Raw genomic sequence first — 15,430 nt, 5'->3', positions numbered from 1 at the left:
TCTGCCGGCCATTATCAAGCGCTGATCCCGGATTTCGCACCCATGAATGAACCTACGCTGAACTACGTACTGTGCCCTGGCGCGGGGGCTCCAGCTCAGTCTCAGCCCGACGGTGCGCCCGCCGAAGGCGCCGCCGCGCAGCACCGCATGGCCTATTGGGAATGGAATGCCACCGGCAACCCCGCGCATCCGCATGTGGTGGTCTGTGTGCACGGCCTGTCGCGCCAGGGGCGCGACTTTGACACCCTGGCACGCCAGCTCAGCCAGCATGCGCGTGTGGTCTGCCCCGACGTGGTGGGCCGGGGCCGCAGCGACTGGCTGGCAGACGCCATGGGCTACCAGATTCCGCAATACGCCGCAGACATGCTGGCGCTGATCACGCAGCTGCACCGGCAAGCCCCGATGACCACGCTGGACTGGGTGGGCACCAGCATGGGCGGGTTGATCGGGATGGGCATCGCTGGCCAGCCCGGCCTGCCTTTGCCGGTGCCTGTGCGCCGCCTGGTGCTGAACGATGTGGGCCCCGTCATTCAGTGGGAGGCCTTGCAGCGTATCGGCCTGTATCTGGGCCAGCCCGTCCGCTTTGAATCGCTGCAGCAGGCGGCCGATGCCCTCTGGGCCATCTCCACCAGCTTTGGTCCACACACCCCCGCGCAGTGGCTGGCGCTGTCGCGCGCCATGGTGCGCGATCACCCGCAAGGCGGCTTGATGTTGCACTACGACCCCGCCATTGCTGTGCCGTTCAAAGCGCTCACCCCGGCGGCTGCGGCCGCTGGTGAGCAGGCCCTGTGGGAGCTTTACGACCGCGTTACCGCGCTCACCTTGCTGTTGCGCGGCGCAGAGTCAGATCTGCTGTCGCACGATACGGCTCAGGCAATGGCCGCACGCGGGCCGCGCGCGCAACTGGTGGAATTTGCTGGGGTGGGACATGCGCCCACACTGGTGGCGCCCAATCAGGTGGCGGCCATCACTGACTTTTTGCTGGCGCCGGAAGCGGGCGAAGCAGGATGAAAACGACATTTGCCGCTGGAGCCGGAGCTACCCCGCAACCCGACAGCGTTCCCCAACTGATCGCGGCGACGGCGCACACGCTGCCTGAGCAGGTCAACGCACTGGCTCGCGCCCGCGCGTTTGCTGAGCCGCTGATGGCTGGCGAGACGCTGGACTCGGGCGAAAACACCTTGGCCCACGCCGATGCCGTGGCGGCCATCCTCAAAAGCATCGGTGGATCGGAAGCCATGCAGGCGGCCAGCTACCTGGTGCATGCCTGCGTCCATCTGAACAAGCCCGAAGAGGTCATTGCCAAAGCCTTTGGCGCCAACTTTGCGGCGCTGGCGGTTGAGACCACCAAGCTAATGCGCGTGCAGCAGCAGGCCCGCGGCGCGGAGCCCCTGGACGACCCGGCCGTGCAGACCGAAAACGTGCGCAAGATGCTGCTGGCCTTCTCGCGCGACCTGCGTGTGGTGATGCTGCGACTGGCCTCACGACTTCAGACGCTGCGCTTTCACGCGGCCGCCAAGCGCCCCGTGCCGCCCAGCTTGGCACGCGAATCGCTGCAGGTCTTTGCGCCCCTGGCCAACCGTTTGGGCATCTGGCAGGTTAAGTGGGAGCTGGAAGACCTGTCGTTCCGCTTCCTGGAGCCCGACACATACAAAGAGGTGGCCCGCCTGCTGGATGAAAAGCGGGGCGAGCGCGAGGTGTACATGGAGCAGCTGCGGGCCCGGCTCGAATCGGACCTCCGCGCCCGCAGCATCAGCGCCACCGTGGCGGGCCGGCCCAAGCACATCTACAGCATTGTCAAGAAGATGCGCGGAAAGTCGCTCAACTTTGACCAGGTGTTTGACATCCGCGCGCTGCGCGTGGTGGTCCCCACGGTGAAGGACTGCTATGCCGCACTGAGCTGGGTGCACGAGCAGTTCAAGCCTATCGTGGAAGAGTTTGACGATTACATCGCCAAGCCCAAGCCCAATGGCTACCAGTCATTGCACACCATCGTGCGGGACGACCACGGCAAGCCCATCGAGATCCAGATCCGCACCCAGGCCATGCACGAACACGCCGAGCACGGGGTGGCCGCCCACTGGGCGTACAAGGAGGCGGGTGCCAAAGGCTACGCGGGCGTTTCGGCGAGCGGCGATTACGACGCCAAGATCGCGGTGCTGCGTCAGCTGCTCGCGTGGGAGCGCGATCTGGCGGGCGCCGTGTCGCACCGGGGCCTGTTTGAAGACCGCATCTATGTGCTCACCCCGGACGCCGCGGTGGTTGAGTTGCCCCAAGGCGCCACCCCCGTAGATTTTGCCTACGCCGTGCACACCAGCCTGGGCCACCGTTGCCGCGGTGCCAAGGTGGACGGCGCCATGGTGCCGCTGAACACCCCGCTGCAAAACGGGCAGACGGTGGAAATCGCCACGGTGAAGGAAGGCCGCCCTTCGCGCGACTGGCTGAACGCCGAATTGGGGTACCTCACCAGCCACCGCGCCAAAGCCAAGGTGCGGGCCTGGTTCAACGCGCAGGCAACGCATGAGACCGTGGCACGGGGCCGCGAGGCTGTCGAAAAACTGCTCCAGCGCGAAGGCAAGACGGCCGTCAAGCTCGAAGACCTGGCCGTTCAGCTGGGGTTCAAGTCGGCTGACGCTTTGTTTGAAGTGGTGGGCAAGGACGAGTTTTCGCTGCGGAACATCGAGACCGTGCTGCGCCCTCCGGAGCCGGTGCTGCCGCCTGACGACTTTCTGCTGCTGAAGAAAACGCGCACCAATGAAGCCGCACCCAAGGGCGGCGTTCTGGTGGTGGGCATTGATTCGCTGATGACGCAGCTGGCCAAATGCTGCAAGCCCGCCCCGCCGGATGTGATTCGCGGTTTTGTGACGCGGGGCAAGGGCGTGAGCGTGCACCGTGCAGACTGCAGCAACTTTCGCGAGATGGCAGCCCGCAATATCGAACGCGTGATCGATGTCGAATGGGGCACACCCAAGGCTGCCGCCCATACCGCGGTCTACCCCGTGGATGTGGCTGTGGAGGCCGCGGACCGCCAGGGCCTGTTGCGTGACATCTCGGAGGTGTTCGCGCGTGAGAAGACCAATGTGATCGGTGTTCAAACCCAGTCTGTCAAGGGCACGGCGTGGATGACATTCACCGTGGAGGTGGCCGATTCAGGCCGCCTGAACAAGGTGTTGTCCATCGTGGCGGGGGTCACCGGCGTGCGTTCCGCGCGGCGCCGCTGAACAAAAGTCGAAAGCCACAACCTGAGCACCCAAATTTATGGCTATAATCGTGGACTTGATTGACGACACAGGCGCGTAGCTCAGCTGGTTAGAGCACCACCTTGACATGGTGGGGGTCGTTGGTTCGAGTCCAATCGCGCCTACCAAACATCGCAGACCAGACCAGGGTTTGCAGCACAAATGCCCGCTCCAAGCGGGCATTTTTGTTGGTGCGTTCTGAATCCCGCGCGCGTTTCATCCGGGTGACCTAACGCGGCCAAAAAAGGGCCCGCACCAGCGGGCCCAAAACTCTCCAGCCGACGCCTGATTCCGCCGGCAATTCGATCCTAGAAGCGCTGAGCGGTGCTAGCGTAAGACAACTTCAGCCTTGCTTGTCCCGCAGCACGGCATTGACCTCTGCGCCGTAGATCAGCGTTGTAGCGCTCACATAAAGAAATACCAGCGTGGCAACGACGCCTGCGAAGCTGCCGTAAATGAGCGCCAGCTTGCCTGCGCTGCGGAGTGTGTAAGACAGGGTCGCCGCCGCTACTACCCAGAGCCCGGCCCCGATCAAAGCACCCGGAAGAACGGTTCTCACACGCTGCGGAATATCTGGCAGCCACCCGTACAACAGTGCGTAGAGCACGACCAGGGTGACGTAGGCCGCCCCATACCGTACGCTGTCGTACAGCCAGATCACGGTGTCGCCTTCGGCCGACACATTGGTGACCACAAGGTGCCAGACGCGGGGCATGACGATGACCGAGCTGAACACCAGCAGCAGGCCCGATCCCACCAGCACGGTGAACAGGGTCGATTTGAGGCGCGCTTTCCAGAACGGCAAGCCCCTTTCAATTCCGTAGGATCGATTGAGCGCCGTACGCACGGCCTGCATGCCTGAGGATCCAGTCCACAGGGTGATCGCCAGCCCGACCGTGAGCAGAGCCTGGTTGCGCTGGGCCAGCACCTGTTGAACCACAGGCTGCATCACTTCACGCACCAATTGCGGCGCATAGCCCAGCACACGCTCCGCCAGCGCGGCCGCGTCGCCGGGCTGGCCCATGAACCCCGCCGCTGCTGACAGCAGAAGCAGCAGCGGGAACATTGCAAGGACAGCCGAAAAAGCCAGGCTGCCTGCCTGGTTGGCGCTCTGGTGCAAAACATAGTTGCGCACCGCCTGTGCGAGCACGCCGACCACGGGCAGGTCAACGATGGCGCGGCCCAGCCATCTCAGGCTCTGCATCATGGGTTCAGACGTCCTTCCACCGAGTCGTCCAGCGTCTTGCCGATCGCAGCACCAATCAGCATTTTTGTCGCTGCCACCAGACTGCCATGTTTGGTGTCCCAGTAGTAGCCGATCACCGGGGTCACTTCAATCACCGTGATGCGGGGGTCGTCCTTGCCTTCGGTAAACCAAGTTTTCATGATGGGGTCCCACAACGCGTCGATCAGCGCCTCGTCGCGATGGATGCTCGCGGCGCCATCCAGCACCAGAAAGCCCGAGTGCTTGGATCCCTGCATAAAGATGCGGACATGGGGGTCCGCTTCGATCTCGCGGTTCTTGTGGCTGTCGGATGCACTGAGGAACCACAGATGCCCTGCATCGTCCACCTTCTCCACCCCCATCGGCCGCGTTCCACGCGTTTCGCTGTCGGGAGCGTTGGTGCTGAAGAAGCAGGACTTGGCATCCTCCGCCAACTCTCGGATGCGCTGGACAGCCTCGGGTCCGGTCAGGTGCTTGTGCGTATTCTCATGCTGGTTGCTGTTGATCGAATCCATGGCAATCTCCACAGGGGTTAAATGGAACATTGCAACTTATCCAGCAGTGCGGTGCTGTAGGAACCAGACCCTTGACATCGCCCTCAACCGTCATCGCTTCGATGTCAATGCAAGATGCGCATCCTTCGCGCGCAGCCATCGGGGCTCGCACCTTGAGGTGCCCACACGAGCAGATAGGACACTATGAGCAACTGGATCGACCTGATGCAATGGCCCGCCTTTGTGGCCTCTGTGGCTGCGGCCTGGCTGGTGGGGTCTGAAAGCGAACACCGCCGGAAGATGGGCTTCTGGGTTTTCCTTCTTAGCAATGTTTTATGGGTGTGCTGGGGCGTACCCGCTGGCGCCAACGCGGTCATTGCGCTCCAGGTATGCCTGGCGGCGATGAACATTCGGGGGTGCTGAAGGCGCGAAAGAACGAGTGAACACGGCTCGGCTTTGGCGGGCCACGAACCACGGCGTCGCCACCGTGCACCTCTGCGTCTTCACGAGACCTGGATAGCCGCCGCGACAGCGCCAATGAGGGACCGGCGCAACCACTGCGACAAGACAGGATGCCGTCTGACAGGCGGCCCACCGGGGCAGCGATACCTTCTGGGCTCCACACAGTAGGAGGAATCACCATGAACACCACAACACATCAAGCTGCCCATGCCTCCGCCGGCTATTCCGAAACCGATCCCGAGCTGGGCATGTACGACATTCGCATCTTCTGGCTTGCGGCGTTGGCTGCCGTGCTGATGGTGCTGGTGGTGGCTTATTTCAAGATGGGTTACTGAACGCCAGCCGACCTCAATGCTTTCGCACGGGAGCCGCCCTGGCCGACCATCGGCAGGGGCGGCTTCCTTTCTTGCGGCCGTAGATGTGTGTGCTAGGCGTTAGCGAACAATATTGAAATGTGGGGGTGGGTCTTGTACGGGCGGTGTTCCTGGCTCTGCGGGAGGGTCGCCCTGTGGTGGTTCAGGAGTCCACGCAGGCGGAGTCTCCACAGGTGGGAACGGCGGTACGGGCGAAGGGGCGGGGGGCGGAAGCATGGCGAGTAACTCCTTTTCTGCAACATGTCCAAAACGTCACCGTATCGCGGACAACACCTGCCGTGTGCCAGCCAACTGCCCGTTGTGCAGGCGGAGCGGACCGGACTGGTCGCCCCCGACAGTCCGGTGGCGAAGTGGTTGCACCGCTCCTTCTAGTTCGCTCGTTGGGTGCTCATTCTCCGCACGTTGACTATGGCGTCTGCATGGAAAGAGGGGCTTTGGCGGCCACGTCGGCCGGCATGCGTACCTGGGGCAGGCAGTCCGGGTACTCGCGCTGGATGAAGGTGATGAGGGCTTCTCGCACACGGCAGCGCAGGTCAAAGGCCAGGCCTGACGAGCGCGCTGACACCAGCACGCGAATCTGAATGGTGCGTTCCGTCACATCGGTAAGTTGCAGCACGCTTACGCGCCTATCCCATTCGGGCGCGGTTTCGAGCACGCGCTGCAGCTCGGTACGCAAGGGGTCCAGCGGCAGGCGGTAGTCGGCATACAAAAACACCGTGCCCAGGATCTCCGAACTGGTGCGTGTCCAGTTTTGAAAAGGATTCTCGATGAACCACTGCAACGGAATGATGAGCCGGCGCTCGTCCCAGATGCGCAGTACCACGTAAGTGCTGGTGATTTCTTCCACGCGGCCCCACTCGCCTTCGATGATCAGCACATCGTCGATGCGGATGGGTTGGGCCAGGGCGATCTGCAAGCCAGCGATGATGTTGCTGAACACGGGCCGCGCAGCGATACCTGCCACGATGCCGACCACCCCGGCAGATGCGAGCAGGCTGGCGCCCACCTGGCGCGCGCCCGGAAACGTCATCAGCATCATCGCCAGCCCCGCCATCACCACCCCTGTCATGGCCGTGCGCGACAGTACACGGGCCTGGGTGGCGATGCGGCGGGCGTTCAGGTTGTCTTCCACATCGGCCGGGTGCTGGGCGATGACGCCATTGGCAAGCCCGCTGATGGCAGCAATGAGCAGCCAGCATGCCCCCGCGATCACGCACAGGCCGTTGAAATGGCGAATGCCCTCGATGTATGGCAGATCGCTGCTGGCGGCCTGCCAGACCAGTTGCAGAGTGATGAGGGGCAGCAGCACCCGCATGACGGGTATACAGGCTAGCACCACGCTGTGGAGTACGGGGATGGAGGCTGTTGCGCGCCGCAGCACCATGGCCGCCACGCGGTGCGCAATGGCTGCGAGCGTGACGGCAAACACGGCAGCCAGCACAGTTGCAAGCCAGGGGGAAAGGGGGATACCGGCGGTCATGAGCACAACAAGGTGGGAGACAGATCAAATCAAATGCAAACGCGCACTCTGGCATCCGATCGCTGGCGTGTCTGTCGGACATGGCCCCGCACGGGGGCGCCGCGCGTTGTCGCACGCGCGACAGGGCGCGAATCGCTGCCATCAGGGTATTCCTTTGCAGATGGTGTCGGGACCCTTCCCTAGAATGTGCTGCACTGCAATACATGGGCGTCCCGCCCGAGGAGTTCGTTGTGTCCGAACAAAAAAGTGCCGCACCCAAGTCGGCCCAGCGTGTCATCAAAAAGTACCCTAACCGCCGTCTGTACGACACAGACACCTCCACCTACATCACCTTGGCAGAAGTGCGCCAGCTTGTCATGGACCACCAGCAGGTGGTGGTGCGCGACGCCAAGACCGGCGAAGACCTGACGCGAAGCATCCTGCTGCAGATCATTCTGGAAGAAGAAGCGGGCGGCGCACCCATGTTTACCGAGGCAGTGCTGGCCAACATCATCCGTTTCTACGGACACGCCATGCAGGGCTTCATGGGCGCTTACCTGGAAAAGAACGTGCAAGCCTTCACCGACGTGCAGGCCAAGCTCGCCGAGCAGTCGCAAAGCGTCACGCCCGAGATGTGGGCACAGTTCATGAATCTGCAGTCGCCCATGCTCAAGGGCATGATGGGCAGCTACGTGGAGCAGTCGCAATCCATGCTCACGCAGATGCAGGAGCAGACGGAGCAGATGCTGGGGGCCTTCGGCATAAAAAGGTAGGCCCCCTGAGCCGCTGCGCGGCTTCCCCCCAGGGGGACGCCGCCAGCGCGGCGGGGCGGCCCTTGCGCGGCGGCTGCTGGTCTTGGCAGCGCCGGTATCGCAAGCTGTGGGAGTGGATGGCCTGGCTACGAACCCGCAAGGAAACCGCTGCTGAGCCGGACCTGGGACAATACGGGGTTATGAGCGAAGCAATTGCCCCCACAAAAACCCCCAAAGTCGGATTTGTCAGCCTGGGCTGCCCCAAGGCGCTGACCGATTCCGAACTGATCCTCACGCAGTTGAGCGCTGAGGGTTATGAAACCTCCAAGACCTTCCAGGGCGCGGACCTGGTCATCGTCAACACCTGCGGCTTCATTGACGATGCCGTGAAGGAAAGCCTGGACACCATTGGTGAGGCGCTGGCCGAAAACGGCAAGGTGATCGTCACCGGCTGCCTGGGTGCCCGCACGGGCGACGACGGCGGCAACATGGTGCGCCAGATGCATCCCAGCGTGCTTGCCGTGACGGGCCCGCACGCGACGCAGGAGGTGATGGACGCCGTACACCTGAACCTGCCCAAGCCGCACGACCCGTTCATCGACCTCGTGCCCGGCAGTTTCGGCATTGCGGGCGTCAAGCTCACGCCCAAGCACTACGCGTACCTCAAGATCAGCGAAGGCTGCAACCACCGCTGCACCTTCTGCATCATCCCTTCGATGCGCGGCGACTTGGTGTCGCGCCCCATTGGCGATGTGCTCAGCGAAGCCAAGGCCTTGTTCGAGGGCGGCGTGAAGGAACTGCTGGTCATCAGCCAGGACACCTCGGCCTACGGCGTGGATGTGAAGTACCGCACCGGCTTCTGGGATGGGAAGCCCGTCAAGACCCGCATGCTGGAGCTGGTGCAGACCCTGGGCGAGATTGCCGAGCCCTACGGGGCCTGGGTGCGCCTGCACTATGTGTACCCATACCCCAGCGTGGACGAGGTCATCCCGCTCATGGCCACGGGCAAGGTGCTGCCGTACTTGGATGTGCCCTTCCAGCACAGCCACCCCGAGGTGCTCAAGCGCATGAAGCGCCCCGCCAGCGGCGAGCGCAACCTGGAGCGCATCCTGCGCTGGCGCGAGGCCTGCCCTGAGCTGGTCATCCGCAGTACGTTCATTGCGGGCTTTCCGGGCGAGACGGAAGAAGAGTTTGCGCACCTGCTGGACTTTGTGCGCGAGGCGCAGATCGACCGCGCGGGCTGCTTTGCCTACAGCGATGTGAACGGCGCCGCTGCCAACGAGCTGCCCGGCATGCTGCCCATGGAAGTGCGCGAAGAGCGCCGCGCCCGCTTCATGGCTGTGGCCGAAGAGGTTTCGGTAGCCCGCCTGCAGCGCCGCGTGGGCGCCACCATGCAGGTGCTGGTGGACCACGCACCGGCCCTGGGCCGCAAGGGCGGTGTGGGCCGCACGTATGCCGATGCGCCCGAGATCGATGGCACCGTGCAGTTGCTTCCGCCCGAAAAGATCAGCAAGCAACTCAAGGTGGGCGAGTTCACACGCGCGCGCATCGTGGGCGTGCAGGGGCATGACCTGGTGGCGCTGCCCATCTGATCGATTGTTTCAAAAATATGAGCTGCTAGCGCTTGATTAATAAAGGATTCAATGGGTTTTCGCATTGAATCCCTTTGTTAAAAAGCGCTACCAGCTCCTGGATTGATAGCGCCGCTTTCCTCACTTCGTTTATGCTTTTGCGGCCCGCACCATCCGGGCGGCACAACTTGACGAGGAAAGCATCATGGGTCTCATCCAGGCGGCGGTTGGTTCGATTGGCGGCGCGCTCGCCGACCAGTGGAAGGATTTCTATACGGTGCCGGACGGCCTGCCCCCCACGGCGGCGCTGTTTGCCGCAGTGCCGCGCGGCACCAATGCCGGGCGCGGCTCCAATACCAAGGCATCCTCCAACATCATCACCAACGGCTCCAAGATCGTGGTGCCCGAGGGTTACGGCCTGCTGCTGATGCAGGACGGTGCCATCACTGGCTTCGTGGCCGAGCCAGGTGGCTACGAATGGAACTCGAACGACCTCAACTCCAAGTCCATCTTCTTTGACGGCGGCTTTGTGGAGCCGCTTATCCGCCAGAGCTGGGAGCGCTTCAAGTTCGGCGGCCAGCCTGGGTCGCAGCAGGCGGCGTTCTTCGTGTCGCTCAAGGAGCTGCCTGACAACCGCTTCGGCACGCAGTCTGAAATCTATTGGGACGACGGCTACCTGAACGCGCAGGTGGGCGCCATAACGCGCGGCAGCTACACGCTCAAGATCGTGGACCCGATTTTGTTCGTGAAGAACTTTGTGCCCGCTGCCTACCTGCAACCCGGCCAGGTGTTTGACTTCACCGACCTCGACAACGCGGCCGCCAGCCAGTTGTTTAACGAAGTGGTGGGCTCACTCGCACCGGCCTTCAGCCTGTACACCAATGACCCGTCCAAGGGCAACCGCATCACCAAGATCCAGCAGGACTCGGTGGGCTTTGCGCAGAGCCTGTCCGCCGTGGTCGAAAGCGCTTACCAGTGGCGGTCGGACCGCGGCCTGGTCATCGCCAAGACGGCCATCGTCTCCATCGAGTACGACGCGAACACCAAGGAACTGCTCAAGACCGTGCAGCGCGCCGATGCGCTCTCGGGTGCGCGCGGCAACTCCAACCTGCAGGCCTCGGTAGCGCAGGGCATCCAGTCGGCCGGGCAGAACGCTGGCGTGGGCGGGCTCATGGGCATGGGCATTGCCACAGGTGGCCTGGGCGGGCTGGCGGGCCTGCAGCAACCGGTGGCGCCGGCACCCGCGCCAGCGGCGGCAGCGCCGGCAGCAGACGACCCCATCGCCAAGCTCACCAAGGCCAAGCAGATGCTGGACGCCGGGCTGATCACGCAGGCCGACTACGACGCGGTCAAGGCCAAGGCGCTGGGGCTGTGACTTCGCCGCTCCCCAAGGGCCCGGGCTCGCCGCAGGATGTACCCCCGGCGCCGGGCCAGTTCCCCATCGACCCCGCCACGCTGCCGGGGGCCATCCGCGATGAGCTGGCCGCTCCAGACCCAGCGGCCATCGACACGGCGTCCAAGGAGCTGAAAGACGGCCTCAACCACTGCCCGAAGTGCGGCTCCACCGAGATCCGCCAGCGTGCAGGCACCGACCAGCTGGTCTGCCTGTTCTGCCGCCACCAGTGGACGGCAGCGCGCGTGGAGGAAGAGTTTGGCCTGGGCGAGGGCATCGATCAGCTGCGCGGCACGCAGATCGCCTCGGGCGCCAAAAGCATCAGCGCGGACGCGGCCAGCCTGCGCACCTACAAATGCACCGGCTGCGGCGCCGAAGTGGTGGTCAACACCGACACCGCCATGACTGCGCGCTGCCACTGGTGCCGCCATGTGCTGGGCGTCAACGAGCAGATCGACAACGGCGCGGTGCCCGATGCCGTGCTGCCGTTCCACATCAAGAAGGACGACGCGGTGGCGCGCATCCGCCAGTTTGTGGGCAAGCGCCAGATGTTTGCGCTCAAGGCGTTCAAGGAAGAGTTCACGCCCGAGAACGTGCTAGGCGTGTATCTGCCCTACATGGTGGTGGACGCCAACGTGAGCGCCGACGTGGCCGGCTTTGGCGAGATCGAAACGCGCCGCTACACGCGCGGCGAGGGCAAGGACCAGAAGACGTATTACGACGCCGATGTGTACCAGCTGCAGCGGCACGTGGACTTCACGGTGGACGACCTGACGCTGGAATCGAGCGAGAAGCGCGGCAACCTGGACACCCAGGCCAACACCCACAACGTGATCAACACCATCCTGCCGTTTGACACCAAGAACGCAGTCAAGTGGAACGCCTCGTACCTGGTGGGCTACACGTCCGAAAAACGCGACCGCGACGTAGAGCACCTGAACCCGCGGCTGGAGGACCAGCTGCTGTCCATCGCGCGCGCGCAGGTGCACTCGTCGGTGCGCCGCTACGGCCGCGGCGTGCGCTGGGAGAAGGAGCACATCGACGTGCACGGCACGCGCTGGGTGGCCATGTACCTGCCGGTGTGGCTGTATTCGTACCAGCAGGGCGGCAAAGGCGGCATGCTGCACTACATCGCGGTGAACGGCCGCACGGGCGAAACCATGGGCAGCGTGCCGGTGCAGCAGTGGAAGCTGATCACCGCCGCGCTCACCGTGGGCACGTTCGTCGAAGCCATCGCACTCTGGCTGATAGGACGGTGAACACCATGGACGGAGATGGCGTATTGATTCTGCTGGCCCTGGGGCCGGCCAGCGCGGTGGGGCTGTACTGGATGCTGTACCGCTACTACCGCAACACCGACAAGTCGCACAGCTTTGAGCACGAGACGCACATCGTGGCCCAGCCCATCGTGGGCGCGGAGGGCGACCGCAAGGTCGATGAGATCCGCGGCACCCAGGAGACCAGCATCCGCGGCAACAACGTGAACGACTACCGCAGGCGCGTGCGGCGCACCCCGCCCGGCTAGAACTTACGGCGCGTGCTGCGACGCCCGCTCCGATTTTCAATGCACCATGAAAAAAGGCTTCCCGAGGGAAGCCTTTTTGCTGGGCAGTGCGCCGAAGATCGGTTTACACGCGCTTGCGGTATTCGCCGGTGCGGGTGTCGATTTCGATCTTGTCGCCTTGGCTGACGAACAGGGGCACAGGCACTTCAAAGCCGGTGGCGATCTTGGCGGGCTTCATGACCTTGCCGGAGGTGTCGCCCTTCACGGCGGGTTCCGTCCAGGTGATTTCGCGCTCGACGCTGGTGGGCAGTTCAACCGAGATCGCCTTGCCGTCGTAGAACACCACTTCCAGCGACATGCCGTCTTCAAGGTAGTTCAGTGCGTCGCCCATGTTCTCGGCTTCGACTTCGTACTGGTTGTATTCGGTGTCCATGCACACGTACATGGGGTCGGCGAAGTAGGAGTAGGTGCACTCCTTCTTGTCCAGGATCACGTTGTCGATCTTGTCGTCGGCCTTGAACACGATTTCGGTGCCGAAGTTGCCGATCAGGCTCTTGAGCTTCATGCGCACGGTGGCTGCACCGCGGCCGCCACGGGCGTATTCGGTCTTCAGGACCACCATGGGGTCCTTGCCGTGCATGATGACGTTGCCGGCGCGGATTTCTTGAGCGATTTTCATAGCGAGTTGCTTGGGTTGGGGCCGCTCAACGTGCGGGCGGGCAAACCGGCTGAACGGATCGGCTGGCTGCGCGCTGGTGCATGTACCGCGGCGAAAGTGCGCAGGGCGGGGGCACGGGGCGTGCCAAGCCTGATTTGCGCAAAGCCTCGGATTTTACCGTTTTTCGGCGACAAAGCCCAAAAGTTGTGTGACGAGGCTGTCCTGCGTCAACAGCCGCCTGCGGGCACCCTGGATGCAAAGCGTCCATTCGGTCAGCGTGGCGTCGTCCGGCCACTGCAGTGGGTTGGTGTCCAGCCCGTTCCAGGTGGCGTGGAACTGGCGCAGCGAGGCGGGCGCCTGTAGCCAGTCCAGAAAAGCGTGCAGCTTGGCGTGATGGGCGTTGTCGTGCTGTGGGTAGATGTGCCACACCAGAGCCCGGCCTGCCCACAGCGCGCGCACCAAGGAGTCCTCGCCCCGCACAGCGTTGAAGTCGCAGGCCCAGAGCATCTCGTCGAAGGCAAGTTGTGGGCAGTGGGGGAGGTATGAAATTGATAGCTTCCCACGCTTGATGGACAAGCGCTGGAGGCCGTTTTGGCCATTATTTTCATCGTTGCCCCGCAGCGCCGCCCGCACAGCCGCCGCCGGGCGGCCGGGGGTGACCAACAACTCGGTCGGCACGGCCTGGCATTGCTGCAGCAGGTCGGGCAAGGCGGCCGGTTCGTAGCAGAACAGCGAAACCCAGCGGGCACCTGGCGCATCGTCTGCCAGGCCAAATGCAGCCCAGTGCGCTGCGCGCCAGGCCTGGCGGTCGAAGACCTCGCGCCGGGCCATCAGATCAGGCTCTCGCAGCAGGCCGCCCGTCGCAGGCGTGAAGCCGGGGTAGAAGAACCACCGCGTCCAGCCCGCCGCCGGGCCCGAGAGGATGGGCGAGGGCAGGCGGTGGGTGCGCTCCACATACGCCTCGGCCGACAGGTATTCGAGGTTGATCCACACGGGTTGAGCGTGTTTTTGGCCCCTGACGCTTGCCTGGAAAGCGCTGTAAGCTATGAATTCAGGAGCAATATCGCAGCCGAAGGCCTCCACCATCACATCCGGCGGGGGTTCGCGCGGCCCGGGCGGCGGCGCATTCCAATCACGCACCTCCACGCCTGCGCATCCCTCGGGGGCCATCCACTGCAGGGCAGATGCATCGTCCACCCACAGCCGCACGCGGTGGCCCAAGGCGGCCAGCTGGGCCACCAGGCGCCAGCACACCCCGATGTCGCCAAAGTTGTCGATCACGCGGCAGAACACGTCCCACTGCAGGGAAGGGGGGGGGTGGTTCATGCCGGCTGTCCTTGGGGCTGCGACCGCAGGTGCTCCACCAGCAAGCGTGCCACGGTGGAAAGCGATTCTTCCGACCGCACGCACAGCGCCAGCCGCCGCTGCGCCCAGGGCTCGTTCAGCGTCACGGTGCGGATGTTCAGCGTGCCCTGGTACAGCGCTGCGCTGCCGCGCGGCAGCACGCCCACGCCCAGCCCGGCATTCACCATGAGGCACAGCGCGTCGTAGCTGGTGACCTGGATGCGCAGGCGCAGCGGCAGGCCGGCCTCGGCCGCGGCGCGGGTGAGCTGGTTGTTGATGGCGCTGCCCGGGTGCGCGCCCACAAAATCGTAGGGCAGGGCATCCTGCAGCCGCACGGCCTTGCGCCGCGCCAGCGCATGGCCCGTGGGCACCACCAGCACCAGCTCGTCGGTGCGGTAGGGCAGCAGCGTCACGCGCTCGCCATAGTGCCCCTCGTTGAGGATGCCCACGTCCGCCGCGTTCTCGGCCACCGAATGGGCGATGGCAGTGCTGATCTGCTCCTGCAGCCGCACATCCACCTGCGGGTGCTGGGCCATGAAGCTCTGCAGCTGCCCCGGCAAAAACTGTGTGATGGCCGAGATGTTGGCCACCACCCGCACATGGCCGCGCACGCCTGTGCCGTACTCGCGCATCTGCGTGGCGATGCCGTCCAGGTCGTTCAGCACGCCGCGCGCCAGGTGCAGCAGCGCAAACGCGGCGGCGGTCGGCTCGGTGCCCTTGTTGCTGCGGGTGAACAGAGCCACGCGCAACGCGTCCTCCAGGTCGGCCAGGCGGCGGCTCACGGCCGAGGCGGCAATGTGCTCGCGCGCGGCGGCGGCGGCGATGGTGCTTTCCTCCATCACGGCCACGAACAGGCGCAGGGAGACGGGGTCGAGTTTCATGGGGTGCCGATGGTAGCAAGGCAGCTCGTATGCCATGCCGGATTGCGATGGCGGCTTGTTGCATGAGCGTTTTG

Annotated in this window: 14 protein-coding genes and 1 tRNA gene; 9 read left to right on the top strand and 6 right to left on the bottom strand. The window is 64.1% G+C overall.

Annotated elements, in window-relative coordinates; all coding sequences use genetic code 11:
* The first annotated feature begins 42 nt into the window (after window positions 1–42).
* The 3 genes from ACK4HJ_RS10155 to ACK4HJ_RS10145 all read left to right on the top strand — a co-directional run bounded on the left by ACK4HJ_RS10155 (window position 43) and on the right by ACK4HJ_RS10145 (window position 3,367).
* Entirely contained in the window at window positions 43–1,011 is a 969-nt protein-coding gene (locus ACK4HJ_RS10155; RefSeq protein ID WP_409830697.1) for an alpha/beta fold hydrolase, read from the top strand.
* Window positions 1,008–3,221 (top strand): RelA/SpoT family protein, encoded by a 2,214-nt coding sequence (locus tag ACK4HJ_RS10150; RefSeq protein ID WP_409830695.1) that lies wholly within the window; start codon window positions 1,008–1,010, stop codon window positions 3,219–3,221. Before ACK4HJ_RS10155 ends, ACK4HJ_RS10150 begins: the two co-directional genes overlap by 4 nt.
* A gap of 69 nt (window positions 3,222–3,290) precedes the next feature.
* Window positions 3,291–3,367 (top strand) — tRNA-Val (locus ACK4HJ_RS10145).
* A gap of 215 nt (window positions 3,368–3,582) precedes the next feature.
* Here the strand turns inward: ACK4HJ_RS10145 and ACK4HJ_RS10140 are convergent.
* Both ACK4HJ_RS10140 and ACK4HJ_RS10135 read right to left on the bottom strand, forming a co-directional pair.
* Window positions 3,583–4,446 carry a YihY/virulence factor BrkB family protein gene (locus ACK4HJ_RS10140; protein WP_409830692.1) on the bottom strand — a complete coding sequence of 288 codons (864 nt, stop codon included), beginning with the start codon at window positions 4,444–4,446 and terminating at the stop codon, window positions 3,583–3,585.
* Window positions 4,443–4,979 carry a pyridoxamine 5'-phosphate oxidase family protein gene (locus tag ACK4HJ_RS10135; protein ID WP_409830689.1) on the bottom strand — a complete coding sequence of 179 codons (537 nt, stop codon included), beginning with the start codon at window positions 4,977–4,979 and terminating at the stop codon, window positions 4,443–4,445. Before ACK4HJ_RS10135 ends, ACK4HJ_RS10140 begins: the two co-directional genes overlap by 4 nt.
* A 620-nt stretch (window positions 4,980–5,599) precedes the next feature.
* On the opposite strand from ACK4HJ_RS10135, the gene ACK4HJ_RS10130 reads away from it, so the two are divergent.
* Complete coding sequence (locus ACK4HJ_RS10130; protein WP_409830686.1) at window positions 5,600–5,755, top strand: hypothetical protein; 156 nt, start codon at window positions 5,600–5,602, stop codon at window positions 5,753–5,755.
* Window positions 5,756–6,200: 445 nt separating this feature from the next.
* On the opposite strand, the gene ACK4HJ_RS10125 is transcribed toward ACK4HJ_RS10130, so the two are convergent.
* Entirely contained in the window at window positions 6,201–7,274 is a 1,074-nt protein-coding gene (locus ACK4HJ_RS10125; RefSeq protein ID WP_409830684.1) for a mechanosensitive ion channel family protein, read from the bottom strand.
* Between the two features lie 203 nt (window positions 7,275–7,477).
* Here ACK4HJ_RS10125 and phaR point away from each other — a divergent pair, with 203 nt between their 5' ends.
* The 5 genes from phaR to ACK4HJ_RS10100 all read left to right on the top strand — a co-directional run bounded on the left by phaR (window position 7,478) and on the right by ACK4HJ_RS10100 (window position 12,494).
* Window positions 7,478–8,026 (top strand): polyhydroxyalkanoate synthesis repressor PhaR, encoded by a 549-nt coding sequence (gene phaR, locus ACK4HJ_RS10120; protein ID WP_409830681.1) that lies wholly within the window; start codon window positions 7,478–7,480, stop codon window positions 8,024–8,026.
* Between the two features lie 179 nt (window positions 8,027–8,205).
* Window positions 8,206–9,597: a 30S ribosomal protein S12 methylthiotransferase RimO gene (rimO, locus tag ACK4HJ_RS10115; protein ID WP_409830678.1), complete on the top strand. Its 1,392-nt coding sequence runs from the start codon at window positions 8,206–8,208 to the stop codon at window positions 9,595–9,597.
* 184 nt (window positions 9,598–9,781) lie between these two features.
* Window positions 9,782–10,951 carry an SPFH domain-containing protein gene (locus ACK4HJ_RS10110; protein ID WP_409830675.1) on the top strand — a complete coding sequence of 390 codons (1,170 nt, stop codon included), beginning with the start codon at window positions 9,782–9,784 and terminating at the stop codon, window positions 10,949–10,951.
* Window positions 10,948–12,228 carry a TFIIB-type zinc ribbon-containing protein gene (locus ACK4HJ_RS10105; protein ID WP_409830673.1) on the top strand — a complete coding sequence of 427 codons (1,281 nt, stop codon included), beginning with the start codon at window positions 10,948–10,950 and terminating at the stop codon, window positions 12,226–12,228. Before ACK4HJ_RS10110 ends, ACK4HJ_RS10105 begins: the two co-directional genes overlap by 4 nt.
* 5 nt (window positions 12,229–12,233) lie before the next feature.
* A complete protein-coding gene (locus tag ACK4HJ_RS10100) occupies window positions 12,234–12,494 on the top strand; it encodes a hypothetical protein (RefSeq protein WP_409830671.1) in 261 nt (86 codons plus the stop codon).
* A 103-nt stretch (window positions 12,495–12,597) separates the two neighbouring features.
* Here the strand turns inward: ACK4HJ_RS10100 and efp are convergent, their stop codons facing one another.
* From efp to ACK4HJ_RS10085, 3 genes are all read right to left on the bottom strand, one after another.
* The gene (efp, locus tag ACK4HJ_RS10095; RefSeq protein WP_409830668.1) at window positions 12,598–13,152 is read right to left on the bottom strand and encodes an elongation factor P; all 555 of its coding nucleotides are present in this window, start codon (window positions 13,150–13,152) and stop codon (window positions 12,598–12,600) included.
* Window positions 13,153–13,305: 153 nt separating this feature from the next.
* Window positions 13,306–14,457 (bottom strand): elongation factor P maturation arginine rhamnosyltransferase EarP, encoded by a 1,152-nt coding sequence (gene earP, locus ACK4HJ_RS10090; protein WP_409830666.1) that lies wholly within the window; start codon window positions 14,455–14,457, stop codon window positions 13,306–13,308.
* Window positions 14,454–15,356 carry a LysR family transcriptional regulator gene (locus ACK4HJ_RS10085; protein ID WP_409830663.1) on the bottom strand — a complete coding sequence of 301 codons (903 nt, stop codon included), beginning with the start codon at window positions 15,354–15,356 and terminating at the stop codon, window positions 14,454–14,456. The genes earP and ACK4HJ_RS10085 overlap by 4 nt, the downstream gene beginning before the upstream one ends.
* Between the last annotated feature and the right edge of the window lie 74 nt (window positions 15,357–15,430).

It is taken from the genome of Acidovorax sp. (assembly GCF_046294525.1).
Taxonomy (GTDB): domain Bacteria; phylum Pseudomonadota; class Gammaproteobacteria; order Burkholderiales; family Burkholderiaceae_C; genus Acidovorax.
Note: the sequence above shows the minus strand (reverse complement) of the source record. Positions and strands in the feature narration are given on the sequence as shown.

What these genes read in the sequence shown, in the direction of transcription:
- ACK4HJ_RS10155 (WP_409830697.1), top strand. Translation starts at nt 43, where the DNA reads ATGAATGAACCTACGCTGAACTACGTACTGTGCCCTGGCGCGGGGGCT.
- ACK4HJ_RS10150 (WP_409830695.1), top strand. Translation starts at nt 1,008, where the DNA reads ATGAAAACGACATTTGCCGCTGGAGCCGGAGCTACCCCGCAACCCGAC.
- ACK4HJ_RS10140 (WP_409830692.1), bottom strand. Translation starts at nt 4,446, where the DNA reads ATGATGCAGAGCCTGAGATGGCTGGGCCGCGCCATCGTTGACCTGCCC.
- ACK4HJ_RS10135 (WP_409830689.1), bottom strand. Translation starts at nt 4,979, where the DNA reads ATGGATTCGATCAACAGCAACCAGCATGAGAATACGCACAAGCACCTG.
- ACK4HJ_RS10130 (WP_409830686.1), top strand. Translation starts at nt 5,600, where the DNA reads ATGAACACCACAACACATCAAGCTGCCCATGCCTCCGCCGGCTATTCC.
- ACK4HJ_RS10125 (WP_409830684.1), bottom strand. Translation starts at nt 7,274, where the DNA reads ATGACCGCCGGTATCCCCCTTTCCCCCTGGCTTGCAACTGTGCTGGCT.
- phaR (WP_409830681.1), top strand. Translation starts at nt 7,478, where the DNA reads ATGGGCGTCCCGCCCGAGGAGTTCGTTGTGTCCGAACAAAAAAGTGCC.
- rimO (WP_409830678.1), top strand. Translation starts at nt 8,206, where the DNA reads ATGAGCGAAGCAATTGCCCCCACAAAAACCCCCAAAGTCGGATTTGTC.
- ACK4HJ_RS10110 (WP_409830675.1), top strand. Translation starts at nt 9,782, where the DNA reads ATGGGTCTCATCCAGGCGGCGGTTGGTTCGATTGGCGGCGCGCTCGCC.
- ACK4HJ_RS10100 (WP_409830671.1), top strand. Translation starts at nt 12,234, where the DNA reads ATGGACGGAGATGGCGTATTGATTCTGCTGGCCCTGGGGCCGGCCAGC.
- efp (WP_409830668.1), bottom strand. Translation starts at nt 13,152, where the DNA reads ATGAAAATCGCTCAAGAAATCCGCGCCGGCAACGTCATCATGCACGGC.
- earP (WP_409830666.1), bottom strand. Translation starts at nt 14,457, where the DNA reads ATGAACCACCCCCCCCCTTCCCTGCAGTGGGACGTGTTCTGCCGCGTG.
- ACK4HJ_RS10085 (WP_409830663.1), bottom strand. Translation starts at nt 15,356, where the DNA reads ATGAAACTCGACCCCGTCTCCCTGCGCCTGTTCGTGGCCGTGATGGAG.